Source organism: Chryseobacterium sp., from assembly GCF_045629545.1.
In the GTDB taxonomy this organism is placed as follows: domain Bacteria; phylum Bacteroidota; class Bacteroidia; order Flavobacteriales; family Weeksellaceae; genus Chryseobacterium.
This window is the reverse complement of the sequence record NZ_JAZQRK010000002.1, coordinates 40,730-59,993: the sequence shown is the minus strand read 5'-3', so window position 1 is coordinate 59,993 and position 19,264 is coordinate 40,730. Positions and strand designations below refer to the sequence as shown.

Below are 19,264 nucleotides of genomic sequence, written 5' to 3'. Positions count from 1 at the left end.
TATGAAGAAAATATTTAATCTTATTGTTCTCTACGCAGGACTTTTCATTTCTTTTATTCTTGTACTTTCTTGTTTGCAATTGTATGAAAATGCCAACACGCTTTTCGGGAACAAAAGTAATGATAGCAACTATTGGCTTACATTTTCAAAGAAAATAACGCCAGATAATATTGGTAGAAAAGAGCTTTTGGGCTTCAACACAGAAGATACCGAAAAATTGAAAAAATGGCCAGAAATAAAGTCTATCTATGCTTTTTCGGCCAACGAGTTTAAAGCATCTGCCAATGGTGGAGATTTTATACCGTTTTATACCGATTTGTATTTTGAAGGATTGGATGTAAAAGCGATTGATGTGCCTCTGGATGACAAAGATTTTCAGGTAAAAGGAAATGTAATACCGATTATTATTTCAAGAGAATACCTGAATCTCTATAACTACGGATTTGCCTTAAACCAAGGCTTACCGCAGATTTCTGAAGATTTTGCTAAAAAAATTGAAATCAATATCAACATTGTAACCAACAAGCAAAACAAAACTTATATTGGCAAATTGGTAGGACTTTCGGATAGAATACACTCGGTTTTAATCCCCAAAAAGTTTTTAGATTCTATGAACATTGTAGAGAAACCAAGTCTAGCTACTGCTCCAAAAATCTACAACAGAGTTTTGGTACAAGTAAAGGATTCTGAAGATAAAAATCTAGTTACCAAAATGAAGGAAAATGGCTATGAATCTAACCAAGAGAACCTACGATCTGCGAAAATAAAATCAAAATTATTCTTGGTACTCAACGTGATTGCAGTATTAGGCATATTTATTTTTGCTTTGTGTTTGTACATTATTGTGAGTTTTATTAAAATTCAGTTTTTAGAAAAACATGAAGAAGTTTCTATTAAAAATAGTTTGGGATATTCTCCAAAAGCGATGGTAAATGCGATGAGTAAAACATTTTGTATTCATCTAATGGTCACTTTAATTTTGAGCACACTTATTGTAGCAATAGGACAATATTTCCTAGCAAAATCTGATGTTTCCAATGATTTGCTATCTCCATTTATCAATCCGTTTTTATATGTATTGATTATTTTGATTCCCTTATTGGTGTATTTCTTAGTGAAAGAACTCATATACCATTGGCTATTGAAATCTTGGAAGTTATAGCACAAACTCTGTAATAAAAAAATAAAACCTACAACAGAAAATTCGCTGTAGGTTTTATTATGCTTTTTCCAATTTAAAGATCTTATTTTGGATCGGAAAAATTGATATTATCTAGATAAAAATCAATATTATCAGAAACCAATTGATCTGGACTTCCGTTGAAATAAAATATTTTATCACCTTCCTTCATTTGATACAAACTGAAGTTTTGCTCTTGCGTAACGCTTACAGAAGCATTCTTTAGAGAATCTATCATAATGGCTAATATTTTCTTCATATCTTCTGGTTTGGCGTTTTTAGTTTGCAGTTTTTCAGCTTCTTTTATCTGTGCTTCGGATAATTTCTGAGGAACTTTGAAGGTAATGTCATATTTAATTTCAGCAATTTTTTCTCCTTCTTGATACTCGTTATCCACCAATTTTGCGCTCTTTACTTTGTACTCAGCATTTCTGAAATTACCCATCAAGAGTTCCATATACAGTTTAATATCTGCTGCGTTAGTCTTAACTAAAGATTTTGGGAAATTTGCAGAAAAATTTTCCACCATCAAATTCACTTGTTCTTCATTGCTAGTTGTACTAAACTGATACATATCTTGCCCTTGAACCGTGGGTCTCATATAATCGTTAAGTGATTTCTGAGCCGCTTTATCATCTTTTACAAAAGATTTAATCAAAATATCAAAAGCTTCTTGCGGTTTTTTAACCTCTTTCTGAGCAAAAAATAATTGCAGTGTGAAAACCAATAGTAAAGTCGAAATTATTTTAAATTTATTCATGTTTTTATTTATTTTAATTATTAAATGAATTCAAAAATACATCCACCTTGTTTATTTTCAAACATTTACCCCTTAAAATGGCTATAAGTAGTGAATGAATACCGTTTTTATATTAATTGACATTTAGATTGACTTCTTCATAAAATTAAACTTATTTTTGTTCTAAATTAATTGGTATGAACAAGATCTATAGCCTTCTATTATTATCATTTTCAGGTATTGCCTTTGGTCAGTTGGGCGGGTTGAATATTAATGTGTACGACGATTTTAGCAAAAAGCCAATTGCAGTTACTGTAAAAATTATTGGGTCTGATAAATCGTATTCTGGAAACGGAAATTTGAATATATCAGAATTAAAACCAGGCGACTACACCTTTGAAATAGATGCGGAAAATTACAACACAGGATTTCTAAACGATATTAATATTGTTCCGAACCAAAACCTAAGTTTTTCTATTGGGTTACAAAAATCTAGCGAGAAGATAGAAGAAGTGGTCATCAACAAAAAAACATATAAAACTACTGCCGAAAGTCCTATTTCGCTCCGAAATATATCCAGCGAAGAAATACAAAAAAATGCGGGCTCCAACCGTGATATTTCCAAAGCTATATTAAGTTTTCCAGGTGTTGGCAGTACTTCTACTTTTAGAAATGATCTTTTCATCCGTGGAGGAAGTTCTTCTGAAAACAAATTTTATATTGATGGGATAGAAACTCCTATTATCAACCATTTTCAAACGCAAGGCTCTAGTGGCGGACCTAGAGGCATTATTACAGTCGACTTTGTGAAAGATGTAGATTTCTACAGCGGCGCTTTTCCTGCAAAAAGAAATGGCGTATTGTCATCTTTGTTTGAGTTTAATCTAAAGCAAGCTAGAAAGGATAAATTGGGTTATAAGGCAATTCTCGGTCTAGATGATATGCAACTTATGGTAGATGGACCACTGAGTAAAGACCAATCTTGGAGTGGATTGTTTTCGGTAAGGAAATCTAATCTACAATTGCTCTTCAAGGCTATTGGCTTGCCATTTTTACCTTCTTATTACGATGCCAACTTCAAAGTTTCGAAGAAATTTAAAAGTGGTGATGAATTGTATTTTATCGGATTGGGCGCAGTAGATCAGTTTAAACTAAATGAAAATGTAGAAAAAACGCCCAATAATCTTTCTTTAATAGATCGTTTACCCGTTTCACCACAATGGAATTATACAGTGGGCGCAGGATACAGACACCTTGCAGAAAACGGTAACTGGCTTTTTACAGTGAGTAGAAATACGCTAGATAACCAATCTACCAAGTATTACAAAAATATAGAAACTCCTGACAATCTTTTATTTAAATATCAATCTCAAGAAATTGAAAACAAAATACGAGTAGACCGAAACTTATCGGTAAAGGATTATCAGGTGAGTTTTGGAGCCAACATGAACGCTTCTACTTATAAAAACAATTCTACAAGCAAGATTGTAAGTCAGAGTGCGATCAATTTTGATCAATTGGATGTAAATCTTAATGTTTTGCAATATGGACTTTATGTGCAAGCTGCCAAAAAATGGTTTGATAATAAACTTCAACTATCTGCAGGTGTAAGAATAGATGCGAGTAATTATTCTGAGCAAACAAATAATCCTCTGGAACAAATTTCGCCAAGATTTTCTTTGAGCTACCGTTTTGCGCCTCAATTTGCCTTTAATTTTAATACCGGAATATTTTATCAATTGCCAACCTATACTGCATTAGGATTCTCTGAAAACAGCAATTTTACCAATAAAAATACTTTAAAATATATTCAGAATTCTCATCTCGTTGGAGGTTTTGAATATAATGGTAAAAATAATCTAAGAATAACGCTAGAAGGATATTATAAGAAATACAAAAATTATCCTTTCTCGCTCAGAAACCAAATTAGTATAGCTAATATTGGAGGCGAGTTTGGCGTAGTGGGTAGCGAACCTTTAGATTCTAGAGGCATTGGAGAAACGTACGGTTTTGAAATATTAGCTCAAAAAAGAACGACAAACAATTTTTATGGAATTGTAGCCTATACTTTTGGTTATTCTAAATTTAGCAACGAAAACAAAGATTTACTCCCTTCATCATGGGATAGTAGACATATTATGACGCTAACTGCTGGAAAATATTTCGGCAAAAATTGGAATATTGGAGCGAGATTTAGGATGCAAAGTGGACTTCCAGAAACGCCTTACGATTTGCAAAGAAGTGCACTTACCCAAATTTGGAATGTTGCCAATGGACCAGTGCAAAACTACAATTACCTGAATACTCTAAGAGGCAATCTAGCGCACCAATTGGACATTAGAACAGAGAAAAAATGGGTTTTTAGCAAATGGCAACTTACTGCGTATGTAGACATTGTGAATATTTATGGCTCTTCGAATCCTAGCGCGCTGCCTGTTGTAAATCTACAAAGAGATGAAAATAACAATGGAATTATTGCCAACCCTAATGACCCCGAGAATCTTCAATATTATAATTTAGAATTAGATAAAAAAGACAAAAGCACACCACTTCCCTACTTCGGGTTGATTTTTGAATTTTAAACAAATAAAAGCTAACCTCACAGTTAGCTTTTATTTTATATGAGCTCTCGATAAGATTAAGAGAGCATTTTTTCTAAAATTTCCACTGCACATTTTGGCAAATTGGTTCCAGGTCCGAAGATATGATCTGCCCCATTAGCAAACAAATAATCGTAATCTTGTTGAGGAATTACTCCACCTACAACGATGGTAATATCATCTGCGCCTAGTTTTTTCAGCTCTTCTACCACTTGAGGCACCAAAGTTTTGTGTCCTGCCGCAAGAGAAGATACTCCAAGAATATGAATATCGTTTTCCACGGCTTGTTTAGCTACTTCCTCTGGCGTTTGGAACAATGGGGCAACGTCTACATCAAATCCCATATCTGCGAAGGCTGTAGCGACTACTTTTGCACCACGATCATGACCATCTTGTCCCATCTTTGCTACCATAATTCTTGGACGACGCCCTTCTTCTTCCTCAAATTTCTGAGTAAGTGTTAGCGCTTTCCCGAAATATTCATTTTTACCTGCATTCATTGCGTAAACTCCTTGTATTGTTCTAATATTGGCTTTATAACGTCCGAAGCTTTCTTCCATCGCATCACTCATCTCACCAAGTGTTACTCTTCTTCTCGCTGCTTCAATGCATAATGATAAAAGATTTCCTTCGCCTGTTTTTGCACATTTTTTTATATCATTGATGATTTCCGCTACCGCTTCAGCATTTCTTTCTGCTTTTATGGTCTCTAATCTTTCAATTTGTTTTCTTCTAACTTCTGTATTATCAATATCTAAAATATCAATTTGACCTTGTTTTAAAGAAGATTTAAAAGAATTTACTCCAATGATGAATTCTTCTCCAGAATCTATCTTCGCTTGCTTTTTTGCTGCAGCTTCTTCAATTCTCATTTTCGGAATTCCTGCTTCAATAGCTTTTGTCATTCCACCTTCTTTCTCTACCTCATCGATGTACTTCATCGCTTCCTCAATCATTTGCTGAGTAAGAGCTTCAACCAAATTACTTCCTCCCATTGGATCTACCACATCGCAAATTCCGCTTTCTTGCTGAAGAATAATCTGTGTATTTCTAGCAATTTTAGCTGAATAATCAGTAGGTAAAGCAATGGCTTCATCTAAGGCGTTGGTATGTAGAGATTGTGTCCCTCCCAAAGCTGAAGAAAGCGCTTCTATTGCAGTTCTTGTAATATTATTAAAAGGTTCTTGCTCTGTTAAAGACCAACCCGAAGTTTGAGAATGCGTTCTTAACGCTAATGATTTTGGATTTTGAGGATTAAATTGCTTCAACAAAGTTGCCCAAATATATCTAGCGGCACGCATTTTAGCAATTTCCATAAAATGATTCATTCCAATTGCCCAGAAAAATGACAAACGTGGTGCAAAATCATCCACATTCATTCCTGCTTTTATTCCTGTTCTCACGTATTCTAAACCGTCAGCAAGCGTATAAGCCATTTCTAGAACAGGAGTTGCTCCCGCTTCTTGCATATGGTAACCAGAGATAGAAATAGAATTGAATTTGGGTATATTTTGAGAGGTATACTGAAAAATATCTGCGATAATCTTCATAGAAGGTGTTGGCGGATAAATATAGGTATTACGCACCATAAATTCCTTCAAAATATCATTCTGGATAGTACCAGAAAGTAAATCTTGAGAAACACCTTGCTCTTCAGCTGCTACGATATAGAAAGAAAGAATTGGCAAAACAGCTCCATTCATCGTCATAGAGACAGAAATTTGATCCAATGGAATTTCGTTGAACAAAATCTTCATGTCTTCTACAGAATCTATTGCCACTCCAGCTTTTCCAACATCTCCCACAACTCTAGCATGATCTGAATCGTAGCCTCTATGCGTAGCCAAATCGAACGCTACAGAAAGTCCTTTCTGTCCTGCTGCTAAATTTCTTCTATAAAAAGCATTAGACTCTTCTGCAGTAGAGAAACCTGCATACTGACGTACTGTCCATGGTTTTTGTACATACATAGTAGAATAAGGTCCTCTAAGATAAGGAGCGATGCCTGGGGAAGTTTGGGTAAGATTTTTATCTTTTATATCATTAGGAACATAAGAAGATTTTAGTTCTAGCCCATCTTTTTCGAAAGGATAAATCTCTAAAGGTCTTTCTGATATTGTAAATTGAGGAGTTTTATTGGTGATTTCTCTTCTCATGAGTTTAGTTGATATTTAAGCGTTAAAAATACGGATTTTTGGAATAAGAAAAATTGAAAATTCGTATTGAACTATTTTCCATCTTACAGATCAATTACAAACTAAGGAAATTTTAGTTTTATAAATAAAAAATGAGCCTTACTCGGCTCATTCCTTATTTCAATTTTGTTATTCCCATTTCGAATAGTGCGAAAGAAAGTAAATCTGCATTTTCACCAATCACTTGCTCTGTAGATCGTCCTGCTCCGTGTCCTGCATTTTTTTCAATTCTTAGTAAAATTGGGTTTTTGCATTTTTGTTTTTCTTGCAATTCTGCCCCAAATTTGAAGGAATGTGCAGGTACTACTCTATCATCATGATCACTTGTAATAATCATAGTGGAAGGATAGCAAATATTCTTCACATTGTGAACTGGAGAATAAGATTTCAAATACTCAAACATTTCTTTACTGTCTTCTGCAGTTCCATAGTCATAAGACCATCCTGCTCCTGCGGTAAATTTATTATATCTCAACATATCCAAAACTCCAACTCCTGGGAAAGCAACTTTTGCTAAATCTGGTCTCATGGTCATCGTTGCGCCCACCAATAATCCACCATTGGAACGTCCAGAAAGTGCCATATATTCTTTTGAAGTATATCCTTTGGATTGCAAATATTCGCCTGCTGCAATAAAGTCTTCAAACACATTTTTCTTTTGCATTTTTGTTCCTGCATCATGCCATTTCTTACCATATTCTCCACCACCACGGATGTTTGGTACTGCGTAGATTCCTCCATTTTCCATCCAAATTGCATTCACTACAGAAAAAGAAGGTTGTAAACTCACATTGAAGCCACCATAAGAATACAGAATCGTAGGATTTTTACCGTCTAGCTTAATACCTTTTTTATAGTTAATCATCATCGGAACCTTAGTACCATCTTTTGAGGTATAGAATACTTGTTCCGAAACATAATCTTCTGGATTGAATTTCACATTAGGTTTCTGATAAACCTCAGATTTACCACTTTCGATATTATATTTGTAAATGGTACCTGGCGTAGTATAATTGGTAAAAGAAAAATACAAATCCTTCTCAGTTTCTTTAGCGCCAAAACCTCCAATATTTCCTTTGCCCGGTAGACTTATTTCTCTAATTAATTTTCCTGAAAGATCATATTGTTTTACCTGATCTATTGCATCTACCATATACGTAGCAAAAAAATAACCACCACCCGTAGATATGCCAAGTACATGTTCTGTTTCTGGGATTACATCTTTCCAAGTATCAGGAGAAGGATTTTTAATACTGGTTTTTACCAAACGCATATTGGGAGCATCTTTATCTGTAAAAATAAATAACTCGTCGCCTTTGGTTTCAACAATATTGGCATTGATATCGAAACCTTTATTGATTTGAACAAAATCTCCACCATTTTTAAGATCTTTAATGAAAATTTCGTTTCCATTGGTAGCATTAGCTGCAGAAATGATGAGATATCGTTGGTCTTCAGAAACGCCCGCACTTAGGTATCGCCTTTGCATTTTTTCTCCTCCAAAAACCAACTGGTCGGCAGATTGTTTTGTCCCCAATTTATGGTAATAAACCTTGTGTGTATCCGTCATCCCAGAAAGTACAGTTCCCTCTTTGGGTTTATCGTAACTCGAATAATAAAAACCTTCATCGCCCAGCCAAGAAATACCACTGAATTTTACATCTACTATGGTTTCATCAATTTGTTTTTTGGTAATTGCATCGATGATGATAATTTTGTTCCAATCGCTACCGCCTTCAGAAATAGAATAGGCTGCTAAAGTTCCTTTTTTATTAAATGATAATTGAGACAGCGATGTTGTTCCTTTTTCAGAAAATTGGTTAGGATCTAAGAATATTTCTATATTCCTTGTTTTGAGATTCGTTCTGTATAATACAGATTGCGCTTGTAGCCCATTATTTTTATAAAAATACGTGTAATCTCCTTCTTTAAAGGGAGCACCAATTTTTTCGTAGTTCCAGATGTTTCGCAGTTGATCTTTTATTTGATCTCTGAAAGGAATTTTAGAAAGATAATTTTGAGAATAAGTGACCTCTTCATCTACCCACTTTTTGGTTGCTTCAGAGTCGTTTTCCAAATCTCTATAAGGGTCGGCAACTGTAGTTCCGAAGTAGATATCTTTTTGGTTTCCCTGTACTGCTTTAGGATAATTCATTTTTTGAGCATAAAAAGTTGCTGAAAATAATACTCCAGCCGTTAGTAATATAGGTTTGATATTCATTGCGAATGATTTTCTCAAAAATAAGCAAACTTGCGCAAATAGTAAAGTTCTAACAACAGTGTTTTTCATCTTTTAATGACGATAATAGTAATGATTCGTATATTATTACATCACTATGAGCCGATTAAAAACGCTAATCGGCTCATAATTTTGCTATATTTGAGCCGAATAATATTAATAATCGGCTCATGGATTATATCTGGCAATCGGAAATGTTTCCAAAATTTGAATTTTCAAAACAAAAAATCATACCCATTATTCAAAAATTCGCACATGATTTGGGCGAATTTAATGGGATGGTCATAGGTTTTCCACAAGAATTAAAACTCAATTTGTTTGCCGAAATTTTAGTATCGGAAGCTATAGAAACCTCAGGAATAGAGGGAGAATATTTCAGCCGAGATGATGTAATGTCTTCTCTGAAAGCCAATCTCGGTATAAAAAACTATCATGAAAAGAGCAGAAACAAAAAAGCAAATGCAATTGCTCATTTAATGATAGAAATTCAGAAAAACTATCAAATTCCAATGTCTGAAGAATTGCTTTTGCGTTGGCATCACATTTTGATGGAAAATGAAAAAGGAATAAGTGCAGGAAAATTTCGTAAAGGAACTGAACCTATGCAAGTAGTTTCTGGTAAATTTGGAGATTTCACAATTCATTATGAAGCACCATCGTCAAAAGATTTGCCCAAGATGATTGTTGAATTTGTAAGATGGTATAATAATTTTGTAGATGTAGATTTAGGTAAAATTGGCGAAGGTATTGTGCTGTCTGCACTAGCCCACCTCTATTTTGAAACTTTGCATCCTTTTGAAGACGGAAATGGAAGAATTGGAAGAGCTTTGGCAGAAAAAACTTTGTCAGAAAAATTTGACGCTCCTATTTACATTAGTATTTCAAAATCTATTCAAAAAGATAAACAACGATATTATAACGAGCTAAAAACTGCACAAAGAAATCTACATATTGATAGTTGGATGAGATATTTCTGTCACATTTTACAAGATGCTCTATTAGATTCTAAAAAAGTTGTATTATTTACATTGAAAAAGACTGCTTTCTTTGATTTGTATCAGCATCAAGTGAATGAAAGACAATTGAAAGCCATTAATAAAATGATGGAAATGGGTGAAAATAGTTTTATAGGCGGAATGTCGTCGAAAAAATACATTTCTATTAACAAAACATCCAAAGCTACTGCCACAAGAGATTTACAGCATTTGGTAGAGATAGGAGCATTCTTAAAAATGGGTAATGGGCGCTCTGTTGCATATGAAATAAATTATGAGAAGTAAAAATTCATTTAATTAAAATTCAAAAGCTCTATAAAATAAATAAAGCTCCCGATTTCTCGGAAGCTACTATTATTTGGTAAAGAAAAGAATTAATAATTTTCTTCTTCTCCTTTCATTTTCTCAGCATTTTCTGCCATGATTACAGCATCTATCATCTCACCAATGTCACCATTCATGTAGGCATCTAGATTGTACATAGATTTGTTGATTCTATGATCCGTGACTCTACCTTGAGGATAGTTGTAGGTTTTGATCTTTGCAGAACGGTCACCTGTAGATACCATAGATTTACGTTGAGCCGCAATATCACCTACAGATTTTTGAACTTCGATATCATATAACTTAGTACGCAACATCTCCATCGCCAACTCACGGTTAGCCAACTGAGAACGCGCTTGCTGACAAACTACCACCATACCAGAAGGTTTGTGAGTAAGCTGTACTTTGGTTTCTACCTTGTTTACGTTCTGTCCACCAGCACCTCCAGAACGAGAAGTTTGCATCTCTATATCCGCAGGATTTAGTTCGAAATCTATTTCTTCTGCTTCAGGTAAAACAGCCACGGTAATTGCCGAAGTATGTACTCTTCCTTGAGATTCTGTCTCCGGAACACGCTGTACACGGTGTACACCAGATTCAAACTTCATGATACCATAAACGCCATCCCCTTCAATCTTTAGAATCAATTCTTTGTAACCTTTAGAAGCCTCACTAGAATCTGTGATTTCGTGCTTCCAACCTTTCGTTTTAAAGTACATTGCATAAGCTCTGTATACATCTTCTACAAAGATAGCAGCTTCATCGCCACCAGTTCCTGCGCGAAGTTCTACAATCACATTTTTATCATCTGTAGGATCTTTTGGGATAAGCAATACTTTCAGCTCTTCTTCCAAACCAGGTAGTTTTGCTTGCGCTTCTACTTTTTCTTCTTTTGCCATATCCACCAAATCTCTATCAGAACCATCAGCAATGATTTCCTCAGATTCGGCAATATTATCTAATGCGCCTTTATATAAATCGTAAACGCGAACAATTTTACCTAAATCGCTGTATTCTTTATTCAGGGATGAATATTTTTTTTGATCCGAAATGATATCGGGCTGAATAATAAGGTCAGCAACCTCATTATATCTTTGTTTTATAGCTTCCAATTTAGGAATCAAACTCTTAGACATAGTAAAAATTTAGTTGGTAAAGATACGGAATTGATGACGAACAAAAAAAGTAGATTTTTGCGAAGGTTTCAATTGTATCTAGTGGATTATTATTAAATATAAAACACAGAAAAACCACCGACGAATCGATGGTTTTATATATATTGTTTTGCTTTGATATTACTTTTTCAAAATTCAGGTGAAAAAGCAATGACAATCAATTAATGATGTCCGTGACTTGTGTGGATAAAAGGACCATGACCTTTAGGAGCACTGTAGATTACCTCTACACCTTCTTGCTCATTAAGCATTTTACTTCTTATAACTTCAGGATCGAATGGTTTTACTTTCCCGAAATATTCTTTTAATCCTTCTGTTAACCACATTGGGATAACAACACCAAAAAACATTATAATACACCAGAATCCCACTAGGAACATTGTAACAAAATAGATTGTCCAAAGGAACTGATAAAACGGCCAAAATGCTGATAACATCATCTTCTTATAGATTTTAAGCAAAAGTAAGCCTTTTTTCTTTTTTAGCAAAGAATAAAGAACCTTAATTTTGCAATTTATTATTATTTTAAACTAATTAAATATACATTACGAGGCTGGTAGAAAGTAATTACTCTCCCATTTTCAGTCTCAAAAGTTTTTTTAGTGCGCTAGAGAGGCAAAAAAATCATTTCCTTTGTCATCTGTAATGATGAATGCTGGGAAATCTACGATTTCAATTTTTCTCACTGCTTCCATCCCCAACTCTGGGAAATCTACTACTTCTACAGATTTGATGTTTTCCTTTGCAAGAATAGCAGCTGGACCACCCACCGAACCTAGGTAGAAACCTCCATATCTATTACAAGCATCAGTAACGTCTTTACTTCTATTCCCTTTTGCAAGCATAATCATACTTCCACCATTTGCTTGAAATTCATCAACGTAAACGTCCATTCTACCAGCAGTTGTAGGTCCGAAACTTCCTGAAGCCATTCCTTCTGGTGTTTTTGCTGGCCCTGCATAATAGATTGGGTGATTCTTGAAATACTCTGGCATGGGTTGTCCTGCGTCTAGCATTTCTTTTATTTTTGCGTGCGCAATATCTCTAGCTACGATAAGTGTTCCGTTCAGTTTCAAACGAGTTTTGATAGGATACTGAGACAATTCTGCTCTTACTTCAGCCATTGGTCTGTTAAGATCTATTACCACAGGCTCTTCTAGATGAGGTGGTGTTGCTGGTAAAAATCTCTCTGGGTTTACTTCTAGTTGCTCCAAGAATACACCCTCTTTGGTAATTTTACCTTTGATGTTTCTATCTGCAGAACAAGAAACTCCCATCCCTACTGGGCATGAAGCAGCGTGACGAGGTAATCTGATAACTCTTACATCATGGGTAAGATATTTCCCTCCAAACTGTGCTCCAATAGCACTTTCCTGACAAATTTGTTGTACCTTTTTCTCCCACTCTAGATCTCTGAAAGCTTGACCTCCCATATTTCCTTCTGTAGGTAGATTATCATAATATCCTGCACTTGCTTTTTTCACTGCAGCAAGATTGGCTTCAGCAGAAGTTCCTCCAATTACAATGGCAAGGTGATAAGGTGGACAAGCAGCAGTACCTAAATCCATTATTTTTTCTTGTACAAATTCTGTTAATGATTTTTCGTTCAGTAACGATTTTGTTTTTTGGTATAAGAAAGTTTTGTTGGCAGATCCTCCACCTTTTGCTAAGAATAAGAATTTGTAAGCTGAACCTTCTTCTGCATAAAGATCAATCTGAGCAGGTAGATTAGACCCAGAGTTTTTCTCTTCGAACATAGAAAGGGGTACAATCAGAGAATACCTTAGGTTTTGATCTTGGTAGGTATTATAGATTCCTTTTGATATCCACTCGGCATCATTGGCTCCTGTGTATACATTTTCTCCTTTTTTACCTACACATATCGCTGTACCAGTATCTTGGCAAGATGGCAAAGCACCTTGTACAGCTACTGCAGCATTTTGTAGTAAGTTGTAAGCTACAAAACGATCGTTATCCGAAGCCTCGGGATCGTCTATAATGTTTTTTAGTTTTTGCAAGTGAGCAGATCTTAGCATAAAAGCTACATCTTTCATTGCATTTTCGGCTAATAGTTCTAAAGCTTTTGGGTCTACGGATAGAATTTCTCTGTCTCCAAGTTTTTCAACTTTTACATAATCCGAAGTAAGTTTTTTGTATTGTGTATCGTCTTTTAAGATAGGATAAGGTTCCTGATAAGAAAACTCCATGGATGAATTTTTTTCTTTAAAATTAATTAGATGTAAATTTAAGAATTGTAAAATCTTCTGTTTAAACTATCTAAATAAAATAACTCACTTATTTGATATTTATAATCATTATAAATTGCACTCTTCCCGTACTTTGTTTAACTTTAATAAAAATATCAATCACAATGAAATTTAGAATAGAAAAAGATACCATTGGCGAAGTACAAGTGCCCGCAGATAAGTATTGGGGCGCACAAACTGAACGCTCTAGAAATAACTTCAAAATAGGACCAGAAGGCTCTATGCCTCACGAAATCATCGAAGCATTTGCCTATCTGAAGAAGGCAGCTGCCTACACAAACGCCGAATTGGGTGTATTGTCGGAAGAAAAAAGAGACATGATTGCCCAAGTGTGCGATGAAATATTGGAAGGAAAACTAAAAGATCAGTTTCCTTTGGTTATTTGGCAAACAGGCTCTGGAACGCAATCTAATATGAACATCAACGAGGTGATTTCCAACAAGGCACATGTAAATACTGGTGGAAAATTGGGTGAAAAATCTGAAATTCACCCCAATGATGATGTAAACAAATCTCAATCTTCTAACGATACATATCCAACGGCAATGCACATTGCAGCGTATAAAAAAGTAGTGGAAGAAACTTTACCAGCGATTGAAAAACTAAAAAATACGTTAGCCGAAAAATCAGAGCAATATAAAACAGTAGTAAAAATAGGCAGAACGCATCTTATGGATGCTACTCCACTTACTTTGGGACAAGAATTTTCTGGCTATGTAGCGCAACTTTCTTACGGTATAAAAGCATTGAAAAATACACTTCCTCACCTTTCTGAGTTGGCATTGGGTGGTACTGCAGTGGGAACAGGGCTGAATACACCAAAAGGTTATGATGTAAAAGTGGCAGAATATATTGCAAAATTTACTAACCTACCTTTTGTTACAGCAGAAAACAAATTTGAAGCTTTGGCAGCTCATGATGCAATTGTAGAATCTCATGGTGCTTTGAAGCAGATTTCGGTATCTTTATTCAAAATCGCTCAGGACATTAGATTGCTGGCATCCGGACCACGCTCTGGGATTGGAGAAATACACATTCCTGAAAACGAACCTGGTTCTTCTATTATGCCAGGAAAAGTAAATCCTACACAAAATGAAGCATTGACGATGGTTTGTGCTCAGGTCTTAGGAAATGATACTACCATATCTTTTGCTGGAACACAAGGAAATTACGAACTGAATGTTTTTAAACCCGTGATGGCTTACAATTTTCTGCAATCTGCACAACTGATTGCTGACGCTTGTATTTCCTTTAATGATCATTGTGCTGTGGGAATAGAGCCCAATTTACCAAGAATAAAAGAGTTGGTAGACAAATCTCTAATGCTTGTAACCGCTCTAAATACCCATATTGGTTATGAGAATGCAGCAAAAATTGCAAAAACTGCACATAAAAACGGAACAACTTTAAAGGAGGAAGCCATCAATCTAGGATTGGTTACCGCTGAACAATTTGACCAATGGGTTGTCCCAGAAAATATGGTAGGAAGCCTTTAGATTAAGCAAAATTAAAAGAAAAACTCCGAGTCATTTCGGAGTTTCTTTATTAAATATTATCGGTGGAAATGGTTTCTATAACTCCTTCCTCGTTGGGCATGGCAAAGAATTTTTCTAGTTCTTGTAGTGTTTCCGGATTAGTTTGTATATCCTTTACGATTTCACCTTTATTCAGTGCTACAATCCTATCGCAAACCTCCGTGGTGTGCTGCAAATCATGACTAGAAATAAGGAAAGTAATATGCTCTTCTTTAGACCATTCTTTAAACAAATTTTTAAGTTTAATCTGCGTGGTAGGATCCAAATTGGCAAAAGGTTCGTCCAAAACAATAATTTTAGGCTTTCCAATAAGTGCACCAACAATGCCTACTTTTTTCTGATTTCCTTTGGAAAGATCTCTGATGTATTTGCCAGAATTAACAATTTCACCATTAAAAAAATCTGAAAATTGAATGATAAATTGATCCACACTGGCTTTATTTTGTCCACGAAGTTCACCCAAGAAATAAAAATACTCTTCTGGCGTAAGGTAACCAATAAGGAAAGTTTCGTCTATAAAAGCTGAAACATCTTTTTTCCACTCTTCTGAAATGTTAACCTGATTGTTATTAATTTTTATAGTTCCTGTGGTGGTTTGTATTAAATCTAAAAGACAACTGAAGAGCGTAGTTTTTCCCGCGCCATTGTTCCCTACCAAACCAAAAGTTTGTCCGTCTGGAATTTCTAAATGAGGGATATGAAGTACTTTTCTATTTTCGTAAACTTTTGATATATTTTGAATTGAGATCATGATGAAGTTAATTTGTGTTGGTTAATTTGTTTGTTTAAATGCAATAAGCGTAGAATATTTTTCCTTTTTGTAAAGAGAAACTATATAATTAAATGTTTTTTCTTTCCATAAAAATCCTATAATACCTAATATCGCAATGCATAAAATACCATAATAGATATTGAAAAAATAATCTACAACACCAAAAACTGACATTGGAATTCCCATCTGAGGGATCATCAAAAGAAACGTTTTAAGATTAAAACTATTTTTCTGAGAGAATGCTTTTGCCTTAGAATTAAGATCTACAGAAGATTTATTATAAGCGCCTCCCAATAATACCAATTGAGAATTGACACCAATATTATAGATAGATCCCGCCACTATGCCCAGATACAATTGCCATCCATAATAGATATAAAAGGTAGCGATAATAAGAGAGATTGCCGTAACAATATTCATCAGCCACCATTTTGCATTAAGGTAATCTTTATAAGGCACATTAGAAGTCATCATCAATGGATAATAAGAACTATCGAAAGAAGGAATTCTCTGACCAAACATAAACTGAAAACCTCCTGTAACGAATAATCCCATGAAAATCATCATAAAAGGTTTTTGATAAACTCCACCTGAAAATATCAGGAAACCATAGCATAAAAATAAAACCGAGGAAACCAAAACTCCTTTTGCAGCCTTGCTCCTTCTAAGAAGTCTGATATCATTATTAATAAATGTACCAACAGCTCCGTATTTTTCTAGAATAGCAATATTCTGAGTTTTACCTACTTCTTTTTTCACCTCTAAACCTTCGTCTAAATAAAAAGTTTTATACACAAATTGATACGCTACATAAACAATAGCTATAAGGAAAACTACAGGAACTATTGCCAACCAAGGATACTCGTAAAAAGCAAAGAATACCTTTTGTGAAATTTCTCTTAAAGAAAATATTTTGTAATAATCTAAACCTCCAAGTGCAGCAAACACGATTGCAATACTAAAGACCCAACGATCTTTACCATTAAGCAAAATATTAAGAAAATTGTTGAAATAAACGATCGCTATTGCAGCAATATTAAACCCTAAAACGCCTACCATAGAGAAACCATCAATAAGCAACCTAACAGAAAATGGAATAAAGAAAAAAGCCCAAACCCAGCAGAAAATAGAGGTTAGCGTTTTTACCAACGTATATTGCACCACTTGCTTTCTAGAAATATTCATGGTAAGGAAAGGCTTAACATTTTGAGTGGAAAGTTGTTGCCACATGTGTCGTAAAACAAGATCCAATATCCAAAAATAAATCATTCCGCTCGCTAATACTTGCAAAGGATTTTTGTGCATTTTGGATTTCACTATTTCATAGCCGCCAATGCTTAATGCAAGCATTATTCCTACAAAATAAATCATAGCAAAGCCCATGAAAATCTTCATGCCAATATTAGCACCTAAAGATGAGGATCGAAAAAAACTCTTGAATTCTAATTTTAAAAATCTCAGAAACATATTTGCATTTTGCTATATATGTAGCTGGTTTATAGTATTTGTTACAAATTATTTACCCAATTAGCTCTTTTGCTTGAGCCATTGCCGCGTCGGTAATCTTACTTCCAGAAAGAAGCTGAGCAATCTCGTTCAGTTTTTCTTCATCGCTAAGAGCAATAATATTAGACTGCGTTTTGCCGTTGATGTCTTGTTTTACCACTTTATAATTATCATTACCTTTTGCGGCAACTTGTGCAAGGTGAGAAATCACGATAAGCTGCATATCTTTGGACATTTCGCGCATTACATTTCCTATTTCTTCGGCTACTTTACCAGAAACTCCAGTATCAATTTCGTCTAAAATAAGTGTTGGAAGATCATCACTTTCTGCAATAATTTTCTTTACAGCCAACATTACACGAGACCTTTCTCCTCCAGAAATTGCCGTCTGTATGGGCTTTAAAGGAAAACCAGAATTGGCTTGAAATAAAAGTTGAATATTTTCTTTACCAAATTGATTAAATTCTACAGCATCCGAAAGATCAATATCTACTTTGGCTTTTTCTAATCCTAGTTTTTTCAATAAACCTTCAGCCTTTTTAATAAAAACCGGAATGCTCTTTTTTCTATTCTTAGATAACTTCTCTGCTATAGATTGAAGTGTTATTTCTTTTTGCTCAAGGTTTTCTAAAATCTCAGAAATATGGTTCTCTATATCAGCAGCACCTTGTTGGTCGCCCGCTAATTGATCTCTTATTACAATAAGATCTGCAAGATTCCCTACATTATGTTTTAGAAATAAAACATTCAGTTTATTATTCAATTCAGATACTAATGCTAAATTTTCTGGGTTGATGTCTATCTTTTCGCCTTCATTTTCTAGCTCAGAAATAATATCCTTCATCTCTACGAAGGTCCCATCTAGTCTTTGGTATAATTCTAGAAAGTTGGTAGAAACTTCTGCAACCTTAGAAAGTTTATTTTTTGCCTCATTAAAGAAAGATAAAATACCAATTTCCTCTTGGTGAAATCTAGACAATATTTGCGCTACATTTTGAGAAATCATCCCTGCATTTTCTTGCACAGACAATTGGTTTTGGATCTCCTCAAAGTCGATATCATCTAGCTTTAGCTCTTCTAGTTCGGTAAGCAAAAACTGCTTGTAGTCGCTTTCTTTATTACTCTCCGACAATTGATTTTGTAATTTTCTCAACTGATTTTTTAAACCTTGAAATTCTAAGAAATTTTGCTGATATTCTTCAACAATTTTCTTATTAGAACTCAATCCATCAATTATTTTAAACTGATATTCTGAAGTAAAAAGATTAGAAGTTTCAAACTGAGAATGGATATCAATCAATTGGGAAGTGAAAGATTTCAATACATCTAGCGTTACCGGTACATCATTGATGAAGGCTCTAGATTTCCCTGATGGCAAAATTTCTCTTCTTACAATGGTTTGATGCTCATAATCGAGATCATTCTCTATAAAAAATTTTTTAAACTGATTGTTCAGGTCAAATTCCGTTTCTACAATACTTTTCTCCTCAGATTTTGCAATGGATTTTACGTCTGCTCTTTCTCCTAAGATCAACCGTAATGCACCCAAAATAATAGATTTTCCGGCTCCAGTTTCTCCTGTAATTACTTGCAAACCATTTTTAAGAGATACATCTAGTGCATCAATTAGGGCAAAATTTTTGATATATATTCTCGAAAGCATGAGGAATAGAAGATTAGAAATTGCTGCAAATATAAAATTTTAGAATTCAGAATTCAAAAATTTCGGCCATACAA

General features: G+C 34.6%; 13 protein-coding genes. 4 read left to right on the top strand and 9 right to left on the bottom strand.

Features of this window, described 5'->3' with window-relative positions; genetic code table 11:
• Position 1: 1 nt before the first annotated feature.
• Complete coding sequence (locus ACKI42_RS00670) at positions 2–1,162, top strand: ABC transporter permease (RefSeq protein WP_407401400.1); 1,161 nt, start codon at positions 2–4, stop codon at positions 1,160–1,162.
• A gap of 82 nt (positions 1,163–1,244) precedes the next feature.
• On the opposite strand, the gene ACKI42_RS00665 is transcribed toward ACKI42_RS00670, so the two are convergent.
• Complete coding sequence (locus ACKI42_RS00665; protein WP_407401398.1) at positions 1,245–1,940, bottom strand: hypothetical protein; 696 nt, start codon at positions 1,938–1,940, stop codon at positions 1,245–1,247.
• A gap of 176 nt (positions 1,941–2,116) precedes the next feature.
• Between ACKI42_RS00665 and ACKI42_RS00660 the strand changes: the two genes are divergently transcribed.
• Positions 2,117–4,501, top strand: coding sequence for a TonB-dependent receptor plug domain-containing protein (locus tag ACKI42_RS00660; RefSeq protein WP_407401396.1), 2,385 nt, complete (start codon positions 2,117–2,119; stop codon positions 4,499–4,501).
• Between the two features lie 56 nt (positions 4,502–4,557).
• On the opposite strand, the gene scpA is transcribed toward ACKI42_RS00660, so the two are convergent.
• Entirely contained in the window at positions 4,558–6,675 is a 2,118-nt protein-coding gene (scpA, locus tag ACKI42_RS00655) for a methylmalonyl-CoA mutase (protein WP_407401394.1), read from the bottom strand.
• Between the two features lie 154 nt (positions 6,676–6,829).
• Positions 6,830–8,869: a prolyl oligopeptidase family serine peptidase gene (locus ACKI42_RS00650; protein WP_407401457.1), complete on the bottom strand. Its 2,040-nt coding sequence runs from the start codon at positions 8,867–8,869 to the stop codon at positions 6,830–6,832.
• A gap of 254 nt (positions 8,870–9,123) precedes the next feature.
• On the opposite strand from ACKI42_RS00650, the gene ACKI42_RS00645 reads away from it, so the two are divergent.
• Entirely contained in the window at positions 9,124–10,233 is a 1,110-nt protein-coding gene (locus ACKI42_RS00645) for a Fic family protein (protein WP_407401392.1), read from the top strand.
• An 89-nt stretch (positions 10,234–10,322) separates the two neighbouring features.
• Here ACKI42_RS00645 and prfA read toward each other — a convergent pair whose 3' ends face one another.
• The 3 genes from prfA to ACKI42_RS00630 all read right to left on the bottom strand — a co-directional run bounded on the left by prfA (position 10,323) and on the right by ACKI42_RS00630 (position 13,654).
• Entirely contained in the window at positions 10,323–11,408 is a 1,086-nt protein-coding gene (prfA, locus tag ACKI42_RS00640) for a peptide chain release factor 1 (RefSeq protein ID WP_407401390.1), read from the bottom strand.
• 200 nt (positions 11,409–11,608) lie between these two features.
• On the bottom strand, positions 11,609–11,887 hold the full coding sequence (locus ACKI42_RS00635) for a hypothetical protein (protein WP_407401388.1): 279 nt from the start codon (positions 11,885–11,887) through the stop codon (positions 11,609–11,611).
• Between the two features lie 159 nt (positions 11,888–12,046).
• Positions 12,047–13,654: a fumarate hydratase gene (locus ACKI42_RS00630; protein WP_407401386.1), complete on the bottom strand. Its 1,608-nt coding sequence runs from the start codon at positions 13,652–13,654 to the stop codon at positions 12,047–12,049.
• A gap of 164 nt (positions 13,655–13,818) precedes the next feature.
• Here ACKI42_RS00630 and fumC point away from each other — a divergent pair, with 164 nt between their 5' ends.
• Complete coding sequence (gene fumC, locus ACKI42_RS00625) at positions 13,819–15,210, top strand: class II fumarate hydratase (RefSeq protein WP_407401384.1); 1,392 nt, start codon at positions 13,819–13,821, stop codon at positions 15,208–15,210.
• A 49-nt stretch (positions 15,211–15,259) separates the two neighbouring features.
• On the opposite strand, the gene ACKI42_RS00620 is transcribed toward fumC, so the two are convergent.
• The 3 genes from ACKI42_RS00620 to ACKI42_RS00610 are packed head-to-tail and all read right to left on the bottom strand — an operon-like array spanning position 15,260 to position 19,190.
• Positions 15,260–16,000: an ABC transporter ATP-binding protein gene (locus ACKI42_RS00620; protein ID WP_407401382.1), complete on the bottom strand. Its 741-nt coding sequence runs from the start codon at positions 15,998–16,000 to the stop codon at positions 15,260–15,262.
• Between the two features lie 21 nt (positions 16,001–16,021).
• Positions 16,022–17,488: a DUF5687 family protein gene (locus ACKI42_RS00615; RefSeq protein WP_407401380.1), complete on the bottom strand. Its 1,467-nt coding sequence runs from the start codon at positions 17,486–17,488 to the stop codon at positions 16,022–16,024.
• Positions 17,489–17,540: 52 nt separating this feature from the next.
• On the bottom strand, positions 17,541–19,190 hold the full coding sequence (locus ACKI42_RS00610) for a DNA repair protein RecN (RefSeq protein ID WP_407401378.1): 1,650 nt from the start codon (positions 19,188–19,190) through the stop codon (positions 17,541–17,543).
• Between the last annotated feature and the right edge of the window lie 74 nt (positions 19,191–19,264).